Source organism: Acetobacter indonesiensis (assembly GCF_000963945.1).
Taxonomy (GTDB): domain Bacteria; phylum Pseudomonadota; class Alphaproteobacteria; order Acetobacterales; family Acetobacteraceae; genus Acetobacter; species Acetobacter indonesiensis.
Genome location: NZ_BAMW01000002.1, coordinates 39,784 through 53,219 on the forward strand (window position 1 = coordinate 39,784; position 13,436 = coordinate 53,219).

Annotated in this window: 15 protein-coding genes, 1 other RNA gene and 1 pseudogene; 10 read left to right on the forward strand and 7 right to left on the reverse strand. The window is 58.1% G+C overall.

Going from position 1 to position 13,436, the window contains the following annotated elements:
* The first annotated feature begins 2 nt into the window (after window positions 1–2).
* Together ggt and Abin_RS00220 are read left to right on the forward strand one after the other, a co-directional pair.
* Window positions 3–1,823 (forward strand): gamma-glutamyltransferase, encoded by a 1,821-nt coding sequence (gene ggt / locus Abin_RS00215; protein ID WP_084593359.1) that lies wholly within the window; start codon window positions 3–5, stop codon window positions 1,821–1,823.
* Window positions 1,824–2,004: 181 nt separating this feature from the next.
* Window positions 2,005–2,514: a DUF523 domain-containing protein gene (locus tag Abin_RS00220; protein WP_048844368.1), complete on the forward strand. Its 510-nt coding sequence runs from the start codon at window positions 2,005–2,007 to the stop codon at window positions 2,512–2,514.
* Window positions 2,515–2,604: 90 nt separating this feature from the next.
* On the opposite strand, the gene Abin_RS00225 is transcribed toward Abin_RS00220, so the two are convergent.
* Complete coding sequence (locus Abin_RS00225; RefSeq protein ID WP_048844369.1) at window positions 2,605–3,654, reverse strand: lysine-2,3-aminomutase-like protein; 1,050 nt, start codon at window positions 3,652–3,654, stop codon at window positions 2,605–2,607.
* A gap of 20 nt (window positions 3,655–3,674) precedes the next feature.
* Here Abin_RS00225 and epmA point away from each other — a divergent pair, with 20 nt between their 5' ends.
* From epmA to Abin_RS00240, 3 genes are all read left to right on the forward strand, one after another.
* Entirely contained in the window at window positions 3,675–4,739 is a 1,065-nt protein-coding gene (gene epmA, locus Abin_RS00230) for an EF-P lysine aminoacylase EpmA (protein WP_084593360.1), read from the forward strand.
* Between the two features lie 84 nt (window positions 4,740–4,823).
* On the forward strand, window positions 4,824–5,249 hold the full coding sequence (locus Abin_RS00235) for a hypothetical protein (protein WP_048844370.1): 426 nt from the start codon (window positions 4,824–4,826) through the stop codon (window positions 5,247–5,249).
* Between the two features lie 70 nt (window positions 5,250–5,319).
* Window positions 5,320–6,288, forward strand: a complete 969-nt coding sequence (locus Abin_RS00240; protein WP_255319322.1) for a fasciclin domain-containing protein — start codon at window positions 5,320–5,322, stop codon at window positions 6,286–6,288.
* A 137-nt stretch (window positions 6,289–6,425) separates the two neighbouring features.
* Here the strand turns inward: Abin_RS00240 and Abin_RS00245 are convergent, their stop codons facing one another.
* The 4 genes from Abin_RS00245 to Abin_RS00260 all read right to left on the reverse strand — a co-directional run bounded on the left by Abin_RS00245 (window position 6,426) and on the right by Abin_RS00260 (window position 9,083).
* On the reverse strand, window positions 6,426–6,878 hold the full coding sequence (locus Abin_RS00245) for a DUF2501 domain-containing protein (RefSeq protein ID WP_048844372.1): 453 nt from the start codon (window positions 6,876–6,878) through the stop codon (window positions 6,426–6,428).
* A 116-nt stretch (window positions 6,879–6,994) separates the two neighbouring features.
* Window positions 6,995–7,597, reverse strand: coding sequence for a thiamine phosphate synthase (locus Abin_RS00250; RefSeq protein WP_048844373.1), 603 nt, complete (start codon window positions 7,595–7,597; stop codon window positions 6,995–6,997).
* 47 nt (window positions 7,598–7,644) lie between these two features.
* Window positions 7,645–8,559 (reverse strand): class I fructose-bisphosphate aldolase, encoded by a 915-nt coding sequence (locus Abin_RS00255; RefSeq protein ID WP_048844374.1) that lies wholly within the window; start codon window positions 8,557–8,559, stop codon window positions 7,645–7,647.
* Window positions 8,556–9,083, reverse strand: a complete 528-nt coding sequence (locus Abin_RS00260) for a hypothetical protein (protein WP_048844375.1) — start codon at window positions 9,081–9,083, stop codon at window positions 8,556–8,558. Before Abin_RS00260 ends, Abin_RS00255 begins: the two co-directional genes overlap by 4 nt.
* 61 nt (window positions 9,084–9,144) lie before the next feature.
* Between Abin_RS00260 and Abin_RS00265 the strand changes: the two genes are divergently transcribed.
* From Abin_RS00265 to Abin_RS00285, 5 genes and pseudogenes are all read left to right on the forward strand, one after another.
* Window positions 9,145–9,405 (forward strand): hypothetical protein, encoded by a 261-nt coding sequence (locus Abin_RS00265; RefSeq protein ID WP_048844376.1) that lies wholly within the window; start codon window positions 9,145–9,147, stop codon window positions 9,403–9,405.
* Between the two features lie 3 nt (window positions 9,406–9,408).
* Window positions 9,409–9,615, forward strand: a pseudogene (locus Abin_RS00270) (cell division protein ZapA); the annotation flags it as partial.
* A 141-nt stretch (window positions 9,616–9,756) separates the two neighbouring features.
* A non-coding RNA gene (ssrS, locus tag Abin_RS00275) (6S RNA) lies at window positions 9,757–9,911 on the forward strand.
* The gene (locus Abin_RS00280) at window positions 9,898–10,485 is read left to right on the forward strand and encodes a 5-formyltetrahydrofolate cyclo-ligase (protein ID WP_048844378.1); all 588 of its coding nucleotides are present in this window, start codon (window positions 9,898–9,900) and stop codon (window positions 10,483–10,485) included. Before ssrS ends, Abin_RS00280 begins: the two co-directional genes overlap by 14 nt.
* 24 nt (window positions 10,486–10,509) lie before the next feature.
* Window positions 10,510–11,325 (forward strand): TIGR00282 family metallophosphoesterase, encoded by an 816-nt coding sequence (locus tag Abin_RS00285; protein WP_048844379.1) that lies wholly within the window; start codon window positions 10,510–10,512, stop codon window positions 11,323–11,325.
* A 29-nt stretch (window positions 11,326–11,354) separates the two neighbouring features.
* Here the strand turns inward: Abin_RS00285 and Abin_RS00290 are convergent, their stop codons facing one another.
* A complete protein-coding gene (locus Abin_RS00290; RefSeq protein WP_048844456.1) occupies window positions 11,355–12,206 on the reverse strand; it encodes a TIGR01459 family HAD-type hydrolase in 852 nt (283 codons plus the stop codon).
* 20 nt (window positions 12,207–12,226) lie between these two features.
* Window positions 12,227–13,300, reverse strand: coding sequence for a quinone-dependent dihydroorotate dehydrogenase (locus tag Abin_RS00295; protein WP_048844457.1), 1,074 nt, complete (start codon window positions 13,298–13,300; stop codon window positions 12,227–12,229).
* Window positions 13,301–13,436 lie beyond the last annotated feature (136 nt).

Sequence of the window (13,436 nt, forward strand, 5' to 3'; positions counted from 1 at the left end):
GCATGATGCACCTGCCCCGTCGTCACTCATCCAGTTTTCATAATGGCCTGCGCATTGCTGGCGTCATGCTTCTGGCGTGCGCTACGCTGCCGGGTGCTGCGTATGCACAATCGGCCCCCGGCCCGCAGTCAGCACCAGATCCCCTGGCCTACGGTAAAGACCAGCCCAACGGGCTTCCGCCCCTTGCCCCCACATCCGGCAAGCACGGAATGGCGGTCTCTGCCCAGAAACTGGCGTCAGATGTCGGGGCACAGATTTTAGCCAAAGGCGGCAATGCAGCAGATGCGGCCGTGGCCATGGGCTATGCCTTGGCCGTTGTTTACCCGGCGGCAGGAAACATTGGCGGCGGCGGCTTCATGCTTCTGCGGCAACCGGGCAAGCCTGCGGTTTTCCTTGATTTCCGTGAAAAAGCCCCCTTAGCCGCAACAGCCGATATGTATCTGGACGCCAAAGGCAACGTTATACCAGACCAGTCAATTACTGGCTGGAAAGCTGTGGCTGTGCCCGGCACCGTGGCCGGCTTGGAAGATGTGCGCCGTAAATGGGGGCGTTTGTCCCGCAAAGCGGTCATGGAACCAGCCATCAAGCTGGCCCGAGACGGTTTTGTGCTGGCTGAAGGGGATGTCGCCCTCCTCAACACATCGACCAAGGATTTTCAGGTCAGCCCTGAAGCACGTGCCATTTTCCTGCGGCCCGATGGCTCCCCGCTGCAAGTAGGGGACAAGCTGGTCCAGACGGATCTGGCCCATTCGCTTGAACTGGTGGCCCAGCAGGGACCGGACGCCTTTTATAAAGGCCCCATTGCCAAAACGATTGTTGCAGCATCCCAGAAAAATGGTGGTCTGCTGCAACTGGCCGACTTTGAACGTTACACACCACGCCAGCTCACACCCCTAAGCTGCCAGTATCGGGGCTACACGGTTGAGACGTCCCCTCCGCCAAGCGGGGGCGGCATCGCATTGTGTGAAATTCTCGATATTCTCTCCGGTTACGACATGCATGCGCTGGGCCTGCATACCGCCCCGGCCCTTCAACGGGAAATCGAGGCGATGCGCCACGCCTATTCAGACCGGCGCGGACTGGGGGACCCTGCCTTTGTGCAGAACCCGGTGCAACATCTGCTCGACCCGACCTATGCGGCTGATGTGCGCTCCCACATTCCGACCGATATCGCCGTGCCTTCCAGCACGTTGAAAGAAGGGGAAGCCACACCAGAAAAGCATGAAACCACGCATTTCTCGGTTATTGATAAAGATGGTTTTGCTATTTCTACCACCTACACCCTGAACGGCTGGTTTGGGGCCAAAGTGATTGCGGGCAATACCGGCTTCTTCCTGAATGACGAGATGGATGATTTCTCGGCCAAACCGGGCGCGCCCAATATGTTCGGCATTGTGGGCAGCAAGGCCAATGCCATTGCACCGGGTAAAACGCCTCTGTCTTCCATGTCACCCACCATTGTTTCGCGCGATGGCAAGCCGGTGCTGGTCATTGGCAGCCCCGGTGGCTCCCGTATCCCCACCATCGTTCTATCTGTCATTCTGGGCGTGGTTGATTACGGGTTGGATATTCAGCAGGCCATTGACCTGCCCCGTCTGCACCAACAATGGCTGCCAGAAGCGGTAGAAGTTGAAGCCGGTGCTGTCAGCCCGCAGGTGCAGGGTACTCTGGAACACGAAGGCTATCGGTTCTCGCCTCATGCACCGTGGGGAATGCCTGAAGGCATTCTGGTCGGTGGTCCCAAGCTGGGTGAAAAAGGAACTGCCAGTTATTATGGCGGCTACGACCGCAGACACCCCGGTGGCGGAGCAACCGGCGAATAAGAGGCTGAAGAACCAGACCCTTTCAGATTACGGCTTCTTCTCCGATTGGGCTTTTTACCGCCAAGGCGCACCTTCTGCACGGGTGCGCCTTTGTTTTTTCACCTACGAACACTGTAGGCTTTATTCGTAATCCTGACAGCGCCTTACGCCTCTTTCCCCCACAACAAGACACACTGTTTTCATGGCCTCCCTTCCTCCAAAAATACTCGTCAGCGCCTGCCTGCTGGGGCGGCCTGTGCGCTACGATGGGTCAGCCAAGACACTGACCAGCGCCTTGCTAGACCACTGGCAAAACGAAGGACGTATTATTCCCGCCTGTCCTGAACAGATGGCAGGCTTTTCCACCCCTCGGCCCGCTGCGGAAATTGCTGATCATTTTTCAGGGGATGACGTACTGGCAGGCCGTGCCCGTGTGCATGATGTAACGGGGGAAGATGTGACGGCCGATTTTATAACCGGGGCACAGCAGGCTCTTGCCTTAGCGCAATCTCATGACTGTCGGTTCGCATTACTGATTGATGGCAGCCCGTCCTGCGGCAGCCTGATGGTCTATGATGGCAGCTTTACGGGCCATAAACATACCGGCATGGGTGTTACGACGGCTCTGTTCCGCCAGAACGGAATCGCGGTCTTTGCTCCAGCAGAAATTCACGATCTTCACGAACGGCTTTGCCGTTTCCCACTACGGTAAAGATTGCTTCGACAGCCAGCGTTAGAAAGCAGGCGGAAAATCCCACTCTCTGAAGCAGCCTGTTTCCTGTCAGGGCGTGAAAAACCCCGCTTACAAACGGGCGAGCGTATGGGGATTGCCCTCAGGGTCACGCACATTCAGCGGCCCATCAACATAATCTGGCCCTAGTGGCACTTTGCCGTGCCCTCCGGGAATATCCAGCACATACGTTGGCCACGCCAGCCCTGTTACGCGCCCCCGCAGCCCTGCCAGTAATTTCTGCCCCTCGGCTACAGGCACATGGAAACGGGCGGTGCCGGGGGCCGGGTCAAGCTGATGCAGGTAATAGGGACGCATCCGCACCTCCACCATACTGCGAAACAGGGCTTCCAGCGCCGCTTCACTATCGTTGACGCCTCGCAACAGCACCGACTGCCCCAACAAAGGGATCCCCCGCCGCACAATCCGTTTCAGGCATGCGCGGGCCTGTTCGCTCATCTCACGCGCATGATTGATATGGACGGCCATCCACACGGCTTTGTCTGACTCAAGCACATCCAGCAGGGCATCCGTTACACGCTCTGGGGCTGCAACAGGTACACGACTGTGCAGCCGAATGGTGGTGACATGCGGCATGGCAGAAAGCGCCACCATAATCTGCCCCAGACGACGCGGGGAAAGCATTAACGGGTCCCCACCCGTCAGAATGACTTCCTGTATCTGCGGGTGTGTGCGCAACCAGTCCAATGCGATCTCAAGCGCTGCATCATCCAGCACACCGCCATCCGGGCCGACATGCTCCCGCCGGAAGCAAAACCGGCAATAGAGCGGGCACACCAACAGGGGTTTCAGCAACGCACGGTCTGCATACCGATGCACAATGCCCGGCACCGGGGAAAGAGCGTCATCGCCAATGGGGTCTGACCGTTCCGCAGCCGTGACGCGCAATTCATCCGGTGTGGGAACAACCTGCACGCCAATCGGGTCATCCGGATGCTCGATCAGATCAAGAAAAGCCGGGGGCACAGCCGTGGCATACTGTTCAGCCACAGCTTCAAGGGCTGCTTTTTGCTCAGGCGGGACCAGACCTGCCGCAATCAGGTCATCAGGCGTGCGCAAAAGCTTGCGGGATGAAGGATGGGGCTTGACCGGATGAGACATGTCACGGCTCTACTCTCACCATGTCCGATCCTGCAACCACACAACGCGCTTTTACCGCCCAATCGGCCCGCTTTTCTGCCGGGGCGGACCCTGACCGTATCCGCGACAGGCTGCCGTTCCTGCATCGGCGTGGCATGATGCAACGCGGGATTCGGGCGTTTCTGGAAGGGCAAGGGCATGTGGAGGTTGAAACCCCCTATGCCGTCAGAACACCGGGCGAGGAAGTGCATCTGCACCCCTTCCATACCGTGCGGGAAACCCCGCAGGGCGAACAGGAACCGCTGTTTCTGCACACCAGCCCGGAATTTGCCATGAAGCGCATTATTGCGGCCACTGGCCTGCCTGTTTTTCAGTTTGCGCGCGTCTGGCGCAATGGGGAGCGCAGCGGACTGCACGCGCCCGAATTTACAATGCTGGAATGGTACCATCCCGGCATCGGGCTTGATGGCTTAATGGATGAAACAGAATCGCTGATCAAGGCGGTTCTGCCCCCGCGGCTGGAGCGACACGGCCCTGACGGAAGCACCCAAAGTCTGGATTTTACCCAGCCTTTTGAACGCCTGACGATGGTGGACGCCTTTCAGCGTCATGCCGGAATTGACCTGCTGCCAACCGAGGGCAACGCGCACGCTCTGGCCTCGGCCGCCGGATGCACTCTTCGGGCGGATGAAAGCTGGGAGGATCTGTTCTTCCGTCTGCTGATGGAACGCATTGAACCTGCCATAGGCCGCACGCGCCCCACTTTTCTAACCCACTGGCCTGCCAGTCAGGCGGCATTGGCGTGTCGTGACCCACGCAACCCGCAGGTCGCTTTGCGGTTTGAACTGTATGCGGCCGGAATGGAACTGGCGAACGCGTTTGAAGAACTGACCGATGCCACCGAACAACGCGCCCGCTTTGAAGCAGACCGGACGGCACGCCGCATATTTTATCCGCACCGGCCAGACTGGCCAATGGACGAAGCACTTCTTCATGCGTTACCACACATGCCCCCCTGCTCTGGCATAGCACTGGGGTTTGACAGACTTGTCATGCTAGCCTGCGGAACGCCCCGCATACAGGATGTCTTGTGGATAAGCGCTTAGTCTGTAACAGTTATACCGGTTTGTTTTCCTCATGAGTCCGGTAGGGTACCGGGCTGGCATGTTTCACCTTGTCGGGATTTTGTCATGACATACAGAAAACGCCTTCTCTTGGTGAGCATGCTCTCTCTGGCCGCATGTCAGGTGCCAACGGCCAAGGAACGCCGCATGCTCGATTCCATGATCGGGAAGCAGGCTGTCGATGTGGTGCGCACCTTTGGCGTGCCCACACGGCAATTTAAATCTGGCGACCATACCTTTCTGGCCTACGTCAACCAGCAGACCGATTACTCCACGCCCATGGGCGGCTGGGGTTACGGTGGCTGGGGTGGCGGCTGGGGCTACGGCGGTTGGGGCGGTGGCTGGGGCGGTGGCTGGGGCGGCCCCGGTTGGGGTGGCTGGGGTTATGGTGGCGGTTTCCCCACAACAGCTTATACTTACACCTGCCAGACGACGTTTGAGCTTGTAAATGGCGTTGTTTCTGCCTGGACCATGCGAGGAGACGGATGCTGATCATGCCCGGCACAGTCTGCCATACACCGCATAATTTTCTTTTTGTGGCATGACTTATCGGGAGACGACCATGCGGCACCCCCGCACACAGGGAACAGCATTTTTGAAAACGGCTTGCACATCCCCCCTATCCTTCAAGCCGTTTCTGCTGGGCTCTGCCCTGCTGGGGCTGACAGTGCTGGGTGGCTGTCAAAGCCGCGCACGGCAGGATGTCTTTCAGACCCCGACATCCACCTGTGCCTATATGATGCCAACGGTATCAGGCACACGCACCTACGCCCCCCGCAAGGTCGATGCTGAAAACAGCAAAAATGCGCCTGATAGCGCCATTGCCTATGCCGACCCGGAAACACCGGCGTTCTGTGACCGTCCGCTATCAGACACCTTGCCAACCTCCATCGAACTGGCGAATTATACTCACAGCCTGACAACAACGGGCCTGATGCCTTTGTTGCAAAGAAGCGGTCCATTTACTGTTTTCGCCGTGCCCAATTCTGCGCTTGAGCAATATCAGACCCAGACCAACGGCAGGCTTACCGCTCCGGAAAACACCGCCCTGCTGAAAGAAATTCTGGCCTATTCCATTGTTAAGGGAAAATGGTCGGTTGAGCAGTTGAAAGCCGCAGCCGCAAAATCCCCAACCCATTCTGTTGGTTTGCCGACACTCAATGGCCGGATGCTATCAGCGTGGATTGATCAGCCAACGGGCCAGATTATTCTTGGGAATGGCGAAGGGATGACATCCCGTCTGTGGGTCACGGGTATCCCGCAATCGAATGGCATGCTGTATTTCACACAGTCCCTGATTCTGCCGCCCGTGCAGACGCCTGCCCCAGCAGCCAAACAGGCTTCGGCCCCCGTAAGGCACGTTAAATCAGTCCGTAAAACGGCTCCGGTTTCTGCCACACCACTTGCACCGCAACCCGTTGCCACCACCCCGACAGCACAGCCGCTCCCCGGCCATCGCTCAGCATCTGGTGGGTTGGATAGCCTCGCGACACCGCCAGTCCTGCAGGGACAGACCACGGCCACCCAGTAAAGGTGCTGACATGCAAGCTTCTATGGGGGTGAGACCATAAAACAAAAAACCTGCCAGATTAGTCTGGCAGGTTTTTTTAAGCTTCAATCACTCTGGTAAGCTGCTCTGCCGCCCTTAAAAAAGACGGCAGTCTCTGCTTAGAGGAGAGACTGAGCCTTGCTCAGAACCATGTTACACAGTTTGGTCTTCATCTGGCCTTTCAGGTTATCCAGAGAAAACGTCTGGTTGCCACCCGTCTGAAGCAGACCCTGCTGGCCAGCGCTGTAGCCGCTTGACGATGTAACGCCCTGCTGCTGCGTCAGGTTACCCAGCACGGACGTTGCTGCAGTAGATTGTGCGCCTGACAGAACATTTTTCTGCACACAATACCCCAGAACACCCGTCAGGTTACTGGTGCTGGCAGAAGACAGGCTGGGGAGCATGTTGCTCATCATGCCCATGCCGGCGCTTTTTGCACTGCTGGTGGCGCTGCTTGTTGCACTGTTCAGGGCATCCTTGCCCATGCTGCCCCAGCTCTGGGCCTGAGCGGAGGCTGTGCCAGCCAGACCGGCGGCAAGAACCAGCGCGGCAAAAGTTTTTTTGGTCATCATAACTCTATTCCTTATCCGTGGACTGCACACAGTGTATCCGAAGAAACCGGCAGTCTTTCAGGCAGAAGAACCGCCATCAGGCATGACAGGAACAGATGGCTGAACTATGGCCCAAGTCAGGCCGTGATGTGCCACGCCTGCGGAGCAGCCCAGAAACTTTCAGCGGGCATAATAAAATCAGCACCTGCCTGAACAAACTCTGGCAGGTGCGCCGGGTCTGGCACATCAGCCACAGCGGGCAGTTCCATCATCATGCACCACCACTGCACCAGTGCGGTCAGGCTCTCCGGCTCTTCATCTTCCAAAGGATCAGCCGCCGGGCCGTTGGCACCAAAGCAGACGTAATCTGCGCCTTCTTCCCCTGCGCGCATTGCGGCATCGCGACTTGACCCCACAGCAACGCCCAGTTGCAGCGCATCCCCATACTGCTTACGCACATCACGCGCGCTGCCTGTAAAATTTGGGGACAGATGCACACCGTCACACCCCGTTTTAAGGGCCAGTGCCGGTCGGTCTTCCAGTATCAGGGCAATATCCTGCCCCTGCACCAATGGCTGTATTTTTTGAATCTGTGCCGTCAATGCTGCCTCTGGCGCATCGGCCAGACGCAGCAGCACGGCTGACGGGGGCTGTGCAGACAACCCCCGTGCAAAAACAGGCAAAAATGCCTCAACGTCCCGCAGAACGGGGGTTGCGAGATACACATCACATGCCGTCATAACGGCCTCCCTCGCGGCCCCTTGTCCTGTCATCACGTTTTTGTGTTTCAGCCTTTGAAAATGGTAATAATCTGGTCCAGCAGGGCCAGAGCTTCCGCTTTCGGACGCTGGAACACGTTACGGCCGATGATGGAGCCGAAGCCACCGCCGTCCTGAATCCCCTGAATGGTGCTCAGCAGGTTGTCGGTGCCGGTCTTGTCACCGCCAGAGAAGATCACGATACGGCGGCCAGCAAAGGAAGACTGCACCACATGACGGATACGGGCCGGCAGGGTGGAGATATCAATGTTGTTCTGCTCATAAGCCGGTTTGTTGGCAGGCAGGGCCACCAGATCGGTCGGAGGCTTCACTTTAATGATGTGCGCACCACACAGCGCAGCCATATGGGCAGCATAGGCACAGACATCGACCGCAGTTTCAGCCGGTTTGTCCAGCAGCGGGCCACGCGGGTAGCTCCACAGAATAACAGCCAGACCCGCAGCCTTGGCTTCAGCAGCCAGTTCGCGGAATTCTTCCATCTGGTCGAAGCAGTATTCAGAACCCGGATAGATGGTAAAGCCGATACCAGCGCAACCCAGACGCAGCGCATCAGCCACGGTGCCGGTCACAGCCTGATCTTTTTCAGTGGCAAGGCTGTTTGAGCTGTTGCACTTCAGGATCAACGGGATTTCGCCAGCATATTTTGCTGCGCCACATTCAAGCATGCCCAGCGGTGCTGCATAGCCGCTCAGGCCAGCTTCAATAGCCAGTTCAAAATGGTAGTGCGGATCATAAGCAGCCGGGTTGGCAGCAAAAGACCGGGCCGGACCATGTTCAAAGCCCTGATCAACCGGAAGAATAACCAGCTTACCCGTACCTGCCAGCTTACCAGCATTCAGAAACCGGGCGAGATTGGTCTTTGTTCCGGGGGTATCGCTCTCATACTGATCAAGAATGGCTTTAACCTGGGGGGTAAGCGTCATTGGGGAAATCCTTCCTCTGGCTTGTCTTCCGGGCTGTTATGATCCGGAACAGTTCTTTCGCAATAACTGCGTGTGAAAAACGCGGCAAGATGCGTTGTGACAGATAGTGACGGTATGAGGTCAAATGATGGCGGGCGGGTTATGAAAAGATGACGTCCCAAATCCGCATAAAGCTGCCTGACAGCCTTGGCTGCCGCAGAGTCGCCACCCAGAACACCCAGCCTCTGCCCGCCCCGGACAGCCATCATGGCGTAGCCGCAATTTTCCCCAAAATCGAGGATATGCGGGATGGATTGCCCCACTGATTCCTCCATCTGTGTGATCAACGCCTGCCACCAGCCCTCCCCCATGAAACCCGCAGCGCCGGGGGCAGACACGAACCCGATTGTGGGGTGTCCGTTTTCTGATATCGGCACCCCTGCTTGTCCGGCGGCCCGGAACACCGCCATACCAGAGGCATAATCATGCAGTGTAAACAGGAAGCGGGGCAGAACCGGGTCTGACAAAAGTGCAATGTTTTCCATGACCATGCTTGACGTATCAGCGTTTGCGGGCGATTCCTAAACAACTGAAGGATAAAAAAGAATGCAGAACCAGGCCGTGGGGCACTCTTTCTCAGATACGACCGAACCGACCAGCACACAGGCAGAACCGCCCGCCGTGCAGGAGGACCCCATAGCGCGTCTGGACCGTGCGTTGCACCGAATCTCCTATGCTTTGGAAAAAGGCAAGCAGACCCAGCAGCGGCAGATTATGGACGCACAGGAACTGGCTGCCAATGTGGATGCATTGATCAGCCGGGTGCGTGATGCCCTTACCCAGACCGATCGCCCGGAAGATAAATAAACCATGGCAACCGTTTCAATCCGCATTAATGGGCATGCCTATTCCGTTGGCTGCGAAAATGGTCAGGAACGGCACGTACAGGCCATGGCCCAGCAGGTGGAACGCCGCACCGCCCGCGTGCGTGCCCTTGGCTTCACGGGTGAAAGCCACGTTCTGGTTCTGGCCGCACTGCTGATGGCAGATGAAATTCAGGACCTGTCTGACCAGCTTCTGCCTGAAAGCACTAATCAGGCCGTGCAGGACGTTGAACGGATCAAAGCGGAACAGGCTTTGACCGCAACACGGCTGGCTGATCTGGCTGAACGTGCAGAAGCTATTGCAGCCACCCTTGAGCACGCCTACATAGAGGGTGCGGGGCTGCCCGGCGCGTCAGGCGAGTCATCCCCTGGGCCGATAAGCACTTCCTAGGGAGCTGGCTCTGTTGTGGCCCTGGTCACATTACCCGGCGCCCACCTGCACTAGCAGGTCCTGGAGGTTGAAAGACCAACGGCCATGGTGGCTCCGCACTCTCCCCCTTTCCAGTCTGACCCTCCGGCAATTGCCGCCGCCAAAAAGCAGATCCGGGCTGATTGCCTTGCCCGGCTGAAAGCCCGCGACACGGCTGTTGACGCTGTGCTGTGTCAGCGCCTGACAGACGCCTTGCTGCTGACACCTGCCACCGTCATTGCCTGCGTGTGGCCCTTCCCGCATGAGGTTGATGTTCGGCCTGTCTGCCATGCTCTGGCCGCTGCTGGCCGCACGGTGGTGTTGCCGGAAACCCCACCCAAAGGTCAGCCTCTTCTTTTCCGTCAGTGGCACCCAAGTTGCATCATGCAGCCCGGGCGGTTTGGGACCGAAGTGCCCGACGGCCCTGCCCTGACACCTGATGCTGTTCTGGTACCGCTGGTCGGGTTTGACCGCGCCGGGAATCGGCTGGGTTACGGAGGGGGATACTACGACAGAACCCTTGCCACGCTGCCGCACGCCCTGACGCTGGGCTATGCTCTGGCAGTGCAAGAGGTGGACCATATCCCCACGGGGCCGTATGACCATCCTCTCTCCCGTATTCTGACGGAGAAAGAGAGTCTGCATTTTGACTGAACGCACACACGGAAAGACAGGCGCGTGAGAATTCTGTTTCTAGGAGATATTGTTGGCCGCTGTGGCCGGGAAGCTGTTCTTTCCCGTCTGCCGGGCCTGCGTGGCAGCCTGTCGCTTGATCTGGTGATTGTGAATGCAGAAAACGCCAGCCACGGTTTTGGTCTGTCACCCGCCATTGCTACGTCTCTGTTTGAAAACGGGGTCGATGTCATTACGCTGGGCAACCATAGCTGGGACCGACGCGACCTGATTGGTCATATTTCCTCCGCGCCGCGTATTATCCGGCCCATCAATTTCCCCCCCGGCACACCGGGCAACGGCAGTGTTCAGGTTGAACTGGCAGATGGTCGCAAGGCGCTGGTGGTCAATGCCATGGGCCGCCTGTTCATGGACCCGCTGGATGATCCCTTCCGGTGTGTAAATGAACTTCTGGCCCGCCATCGGCTGGGCGTTACCACACAGGCTATTGTGGTTGATATTCATGCCGAAGCCACCAGTGAAAAATGGGCGCTGGGCAACGTGCTTGATGGCAGGGTGTCTCTGGTGGTGGGGACGCACACCCACACACCAACTGCCGACCACCGGATTCTGCCAGCTGGGACAGCCTTTCAGACTGATGCCGGCATGTGCGGCGACTATGACAGCGTAATTGGCATGTGCAAGGAGCCCGCCATGACACGCTTCTTGCGCAAAATGCCCGGAGAGCGTCTGCAACCGGCAGAGGGGGAAGCCACGATGTGTGGCATTATGGTCGAGACGGATGACGCAACAGGTCTGGCCCGCCGTCTCGCCCCCCTTCGTCAGGGTGGACTGCTAGCCCAAACCCTGCCGGATTTCTGAACCCGCGACCCCGTAGTCGAAACGTGGTCTTACCAGACCAGACGGGGTAACGTCGCAACGGGGCGCAGACCTGCCCCTTCAGCTTCTTCTGCGGCCAGTTCTGCGTTGGCCCCTATCATTTCCTGATGGATGCCACCTAGAATCCAGGCACCATCAATACCCGCAACCGCTGCACCACGCATGTCTGTTGCAAGTGCGTCCCCAATGCCCAGAATACGGTTCTGCGCAACACCCAACATGGCGAAAACGGGGCCATATACTTCGGCGTAGGGTTTACCAACCCAGCGGACATTCCCGCCTTCCTGTTCATAAAACGCGGCCAGCACACCTGCGCAGATCATCCGGCGGCCACCTTTGACCACAACCATATCCGGGTTGGCGCACAGCATGGGCAGGCCACGCTCTAAAGCGGCCCGTAGTTCTGGCAGATAAGGATCAACCGAATCGGCCCCGCGATCCTGATCTGGCCCAGTATTGAGAATGAACTGGGCCTCCGACGGGTCAGCAACACGCTCAAGATCAAGTCCGTCATACAGACCCAGATCATGTGTACCGCCAACATGCAGCACCTTGCGACCCAAACGCGCAAACCATGGGTCAGTCCGTTCCCGCAACAGGGTGCGTACTTGCTCGCCACTGGTCATGACGCCGTCATGCAGATCCCGCCCGATGCCAAACCCTTCAAGCTGTTTGGAAACAACGTCTGCCGGGCGGGGCGCGTTAGAAAGCATGACCACCCGCTTGCCCGCCGCCCGTAACGCCTGAAGACAGTCGACCGCACCGGGGTAAGGCTGGAGTCCGTCATGCACGGTGCCCCACAAATCCACCACGTAGCCGTCATACTGGTCTGCCAGCGCAGAAAGGCCGGACAGCGTCTGCATTTCGTGTGCGTTATCAGCCATTACAGGGCGCTCCCGCGAATATCGTCGAGCATTTCAATGCCTTCATGGCGCATAATCTCAAGCATTTCGCGCTTGATGCGCGCAACCAGCGCCGGGCCTTCATACGCGAAAGCCGAGTAAAGCTGCACAAGGTTGGCCCCAAGCCGAATACGCTCCAGCACATCGGCCCCGGTTTCAATCCCCCCGCAGGAGACCAGAGCCATACGCCCCGCCGCAGCCTGCGCCACCAGCTTCAGCATTTCTGTTGCGCGTGGCTTTAGCGGACGCCCAGAGAGACCGCCGCTTTCGCCTTTATAGGGACTTTGCAATGTTGTAGGGCGCGCCAGCGTGGTGTTGGTTACAATCAGACCCTGCGCCCCACCAGCAATCGCCGCTTCGACAATCGGGCCGATGGCATCATTTTCAAGATCCGGGGCCAACTTGACCAAAAGCGGGGGCCGTTCAGCATGACGCTCGGCAATCGCATCCAGAATCCCTTTCAGCCGTGCCGCATCCTGCAAGCCGCGCAGACCGGGCGTGTTGGGGGAGGAAACATTCAGAACAATATAATTTACGTAAGGCTTCACACGGCCAATTAGCGCCGGGTAATCCCGCTCGGGGTCAGCCCCTGTTTTATTGATGCCAAGATTCGCACCAATCGGCGCGCCAGCACCCCCACCCCGCCCCGAGGGAAGCGTACGATGCAGGCGGGCCAGCCGTACGGCAAAACGATCAATCCCCTGATTGTTGAACCCCATGCGGTTAATCACCGCACGGTCTTCCGTCAGACGAAACAGGCGCGGCTTGGGATTCCCGGCCTGCGGCCTGGGCGTAACTGTGCCGGCTTCAACAAACCCGAAGCCAATCTGCGCAAGCGGGCGCATGACGCGGGCATTTTTATCAAAGCCAGCCGCAATGCCTATGGGGTTTGAAAAGCGCATGCCCAGCGTGCGCGTGGCCAGCGCAGGGTCATCTACCGGGCGCTTGATAGGCACAGACACACCCAGCATCAGCGCATCAAGCGCCAGCTCGTGTGCGGTTTCCGGGTCCAGCTTACGGAGGAACGGGAGGGAGAGCGAAGCAAGAGATGACATGCCGTTGTACTGCCCCAAGCCGCAGCACAAGAAAAGAGGGAAAACCCACCCATGCAGAAGGCGGGCATCACAATTCTTATTTTTATCTTGCAAATGAGAATTGTTCTCATTTAATACGGACTGACCACAGCAAAGA

Coding starts and splice junctions, on each gene's coding strand:
- ggt (WP_084593359.1), top strand. CDS start 3: ATGATGCACCTGCCCCGTCGTCACTCATCCAGTTTTCATAATGGCCTG.
- Abin_RS00220 (WP_048844368.1), top strand. CDS start 2,005: ATGGCCTCCCTTCCTCCAAAAATACTCGTCAGCGCCTGCCTGCTGGGG.
- Abin_RS00225 (WP_048844369.1), bottom strand. CDS start 3,654: ATGTCTCATCCGGTCAAGCCCCATCCTTCATCCCGCAAGCTTTTGCGC.
- epmA (WP_084593360.1), top strand. CDS start 3,675: ATGTCCGATCCTGCAACCACACAACGCGCTTTTACCGCCCAATCGGCC.
- Abin_RS00235 (WP_048844370.1), top strand. CDS start 4,824: ATGACATACAGAAAACGCCTTCTCTTGGTGAGCATGCTCTCTCTGGCC.
- Abin_RS00240 (WP_255319322.1), top strand. CDS start 5,320: ATGCGGCACCCCCGCACACAGGGAACAGCATTTTTGAAAACGGCTTGC.
- Abin_RS00245 (WP_048844372.1), bottom strand. CDS start 6,878: ATGATGACCAAAAAAACTTTTGCCGCGCTGGTTCTTGCCGCCGGTCTG.
- Abin_RS00250 (WP_048844373.1), bottom strand. CDS start 7,597: ATGACGGCATGTGATGTGTATCTCGCAACCCCCGTTCTGCGGGACGTT.
- Abin_RS00255 (WP_048844374.1), bottom strand. CDS start 8,559: ATGACGCTTACCCCCCAGGTTAAAGCCATTCTTGATCAGTATGAGAGC.
- Abin_RS00260 (WP_048844375.1), bottom strand. CDS start 9,083: ATGGAAAACATTGCACTTTTGTCAGACCCGGTTCTGCCCCGCTTCCTG.
- Abin_RS00265 (WP_048844376.1), top strand. CDS start 9,145: ATGCAGAACCAGGCCGTGGGGCACTCTTTCTCAGATACGACCGAACCG.
- Abin_RS00280 (WP_048844378.1), top strand. CDS start 9,898: ATGGTGGCTCCGCACTCTCCCCCTTTCCAGTCTGACCCTCCGGCAATT.
- Abin_RS00290 (WP_048844456.1), bottom strand. CDS start 12,206: ATGCAGACGCTGTCCGGCCTTTCTGCGCTGGCAGACCAGTATGACGGC.
- Abin_RS00295 (WP_048844457.1), bottom strand. CDS start 13,300: ATGTCATCTCTTGCTTCGCTCTCCCTCCCGTTCCTCCGTAAGCTGGAC.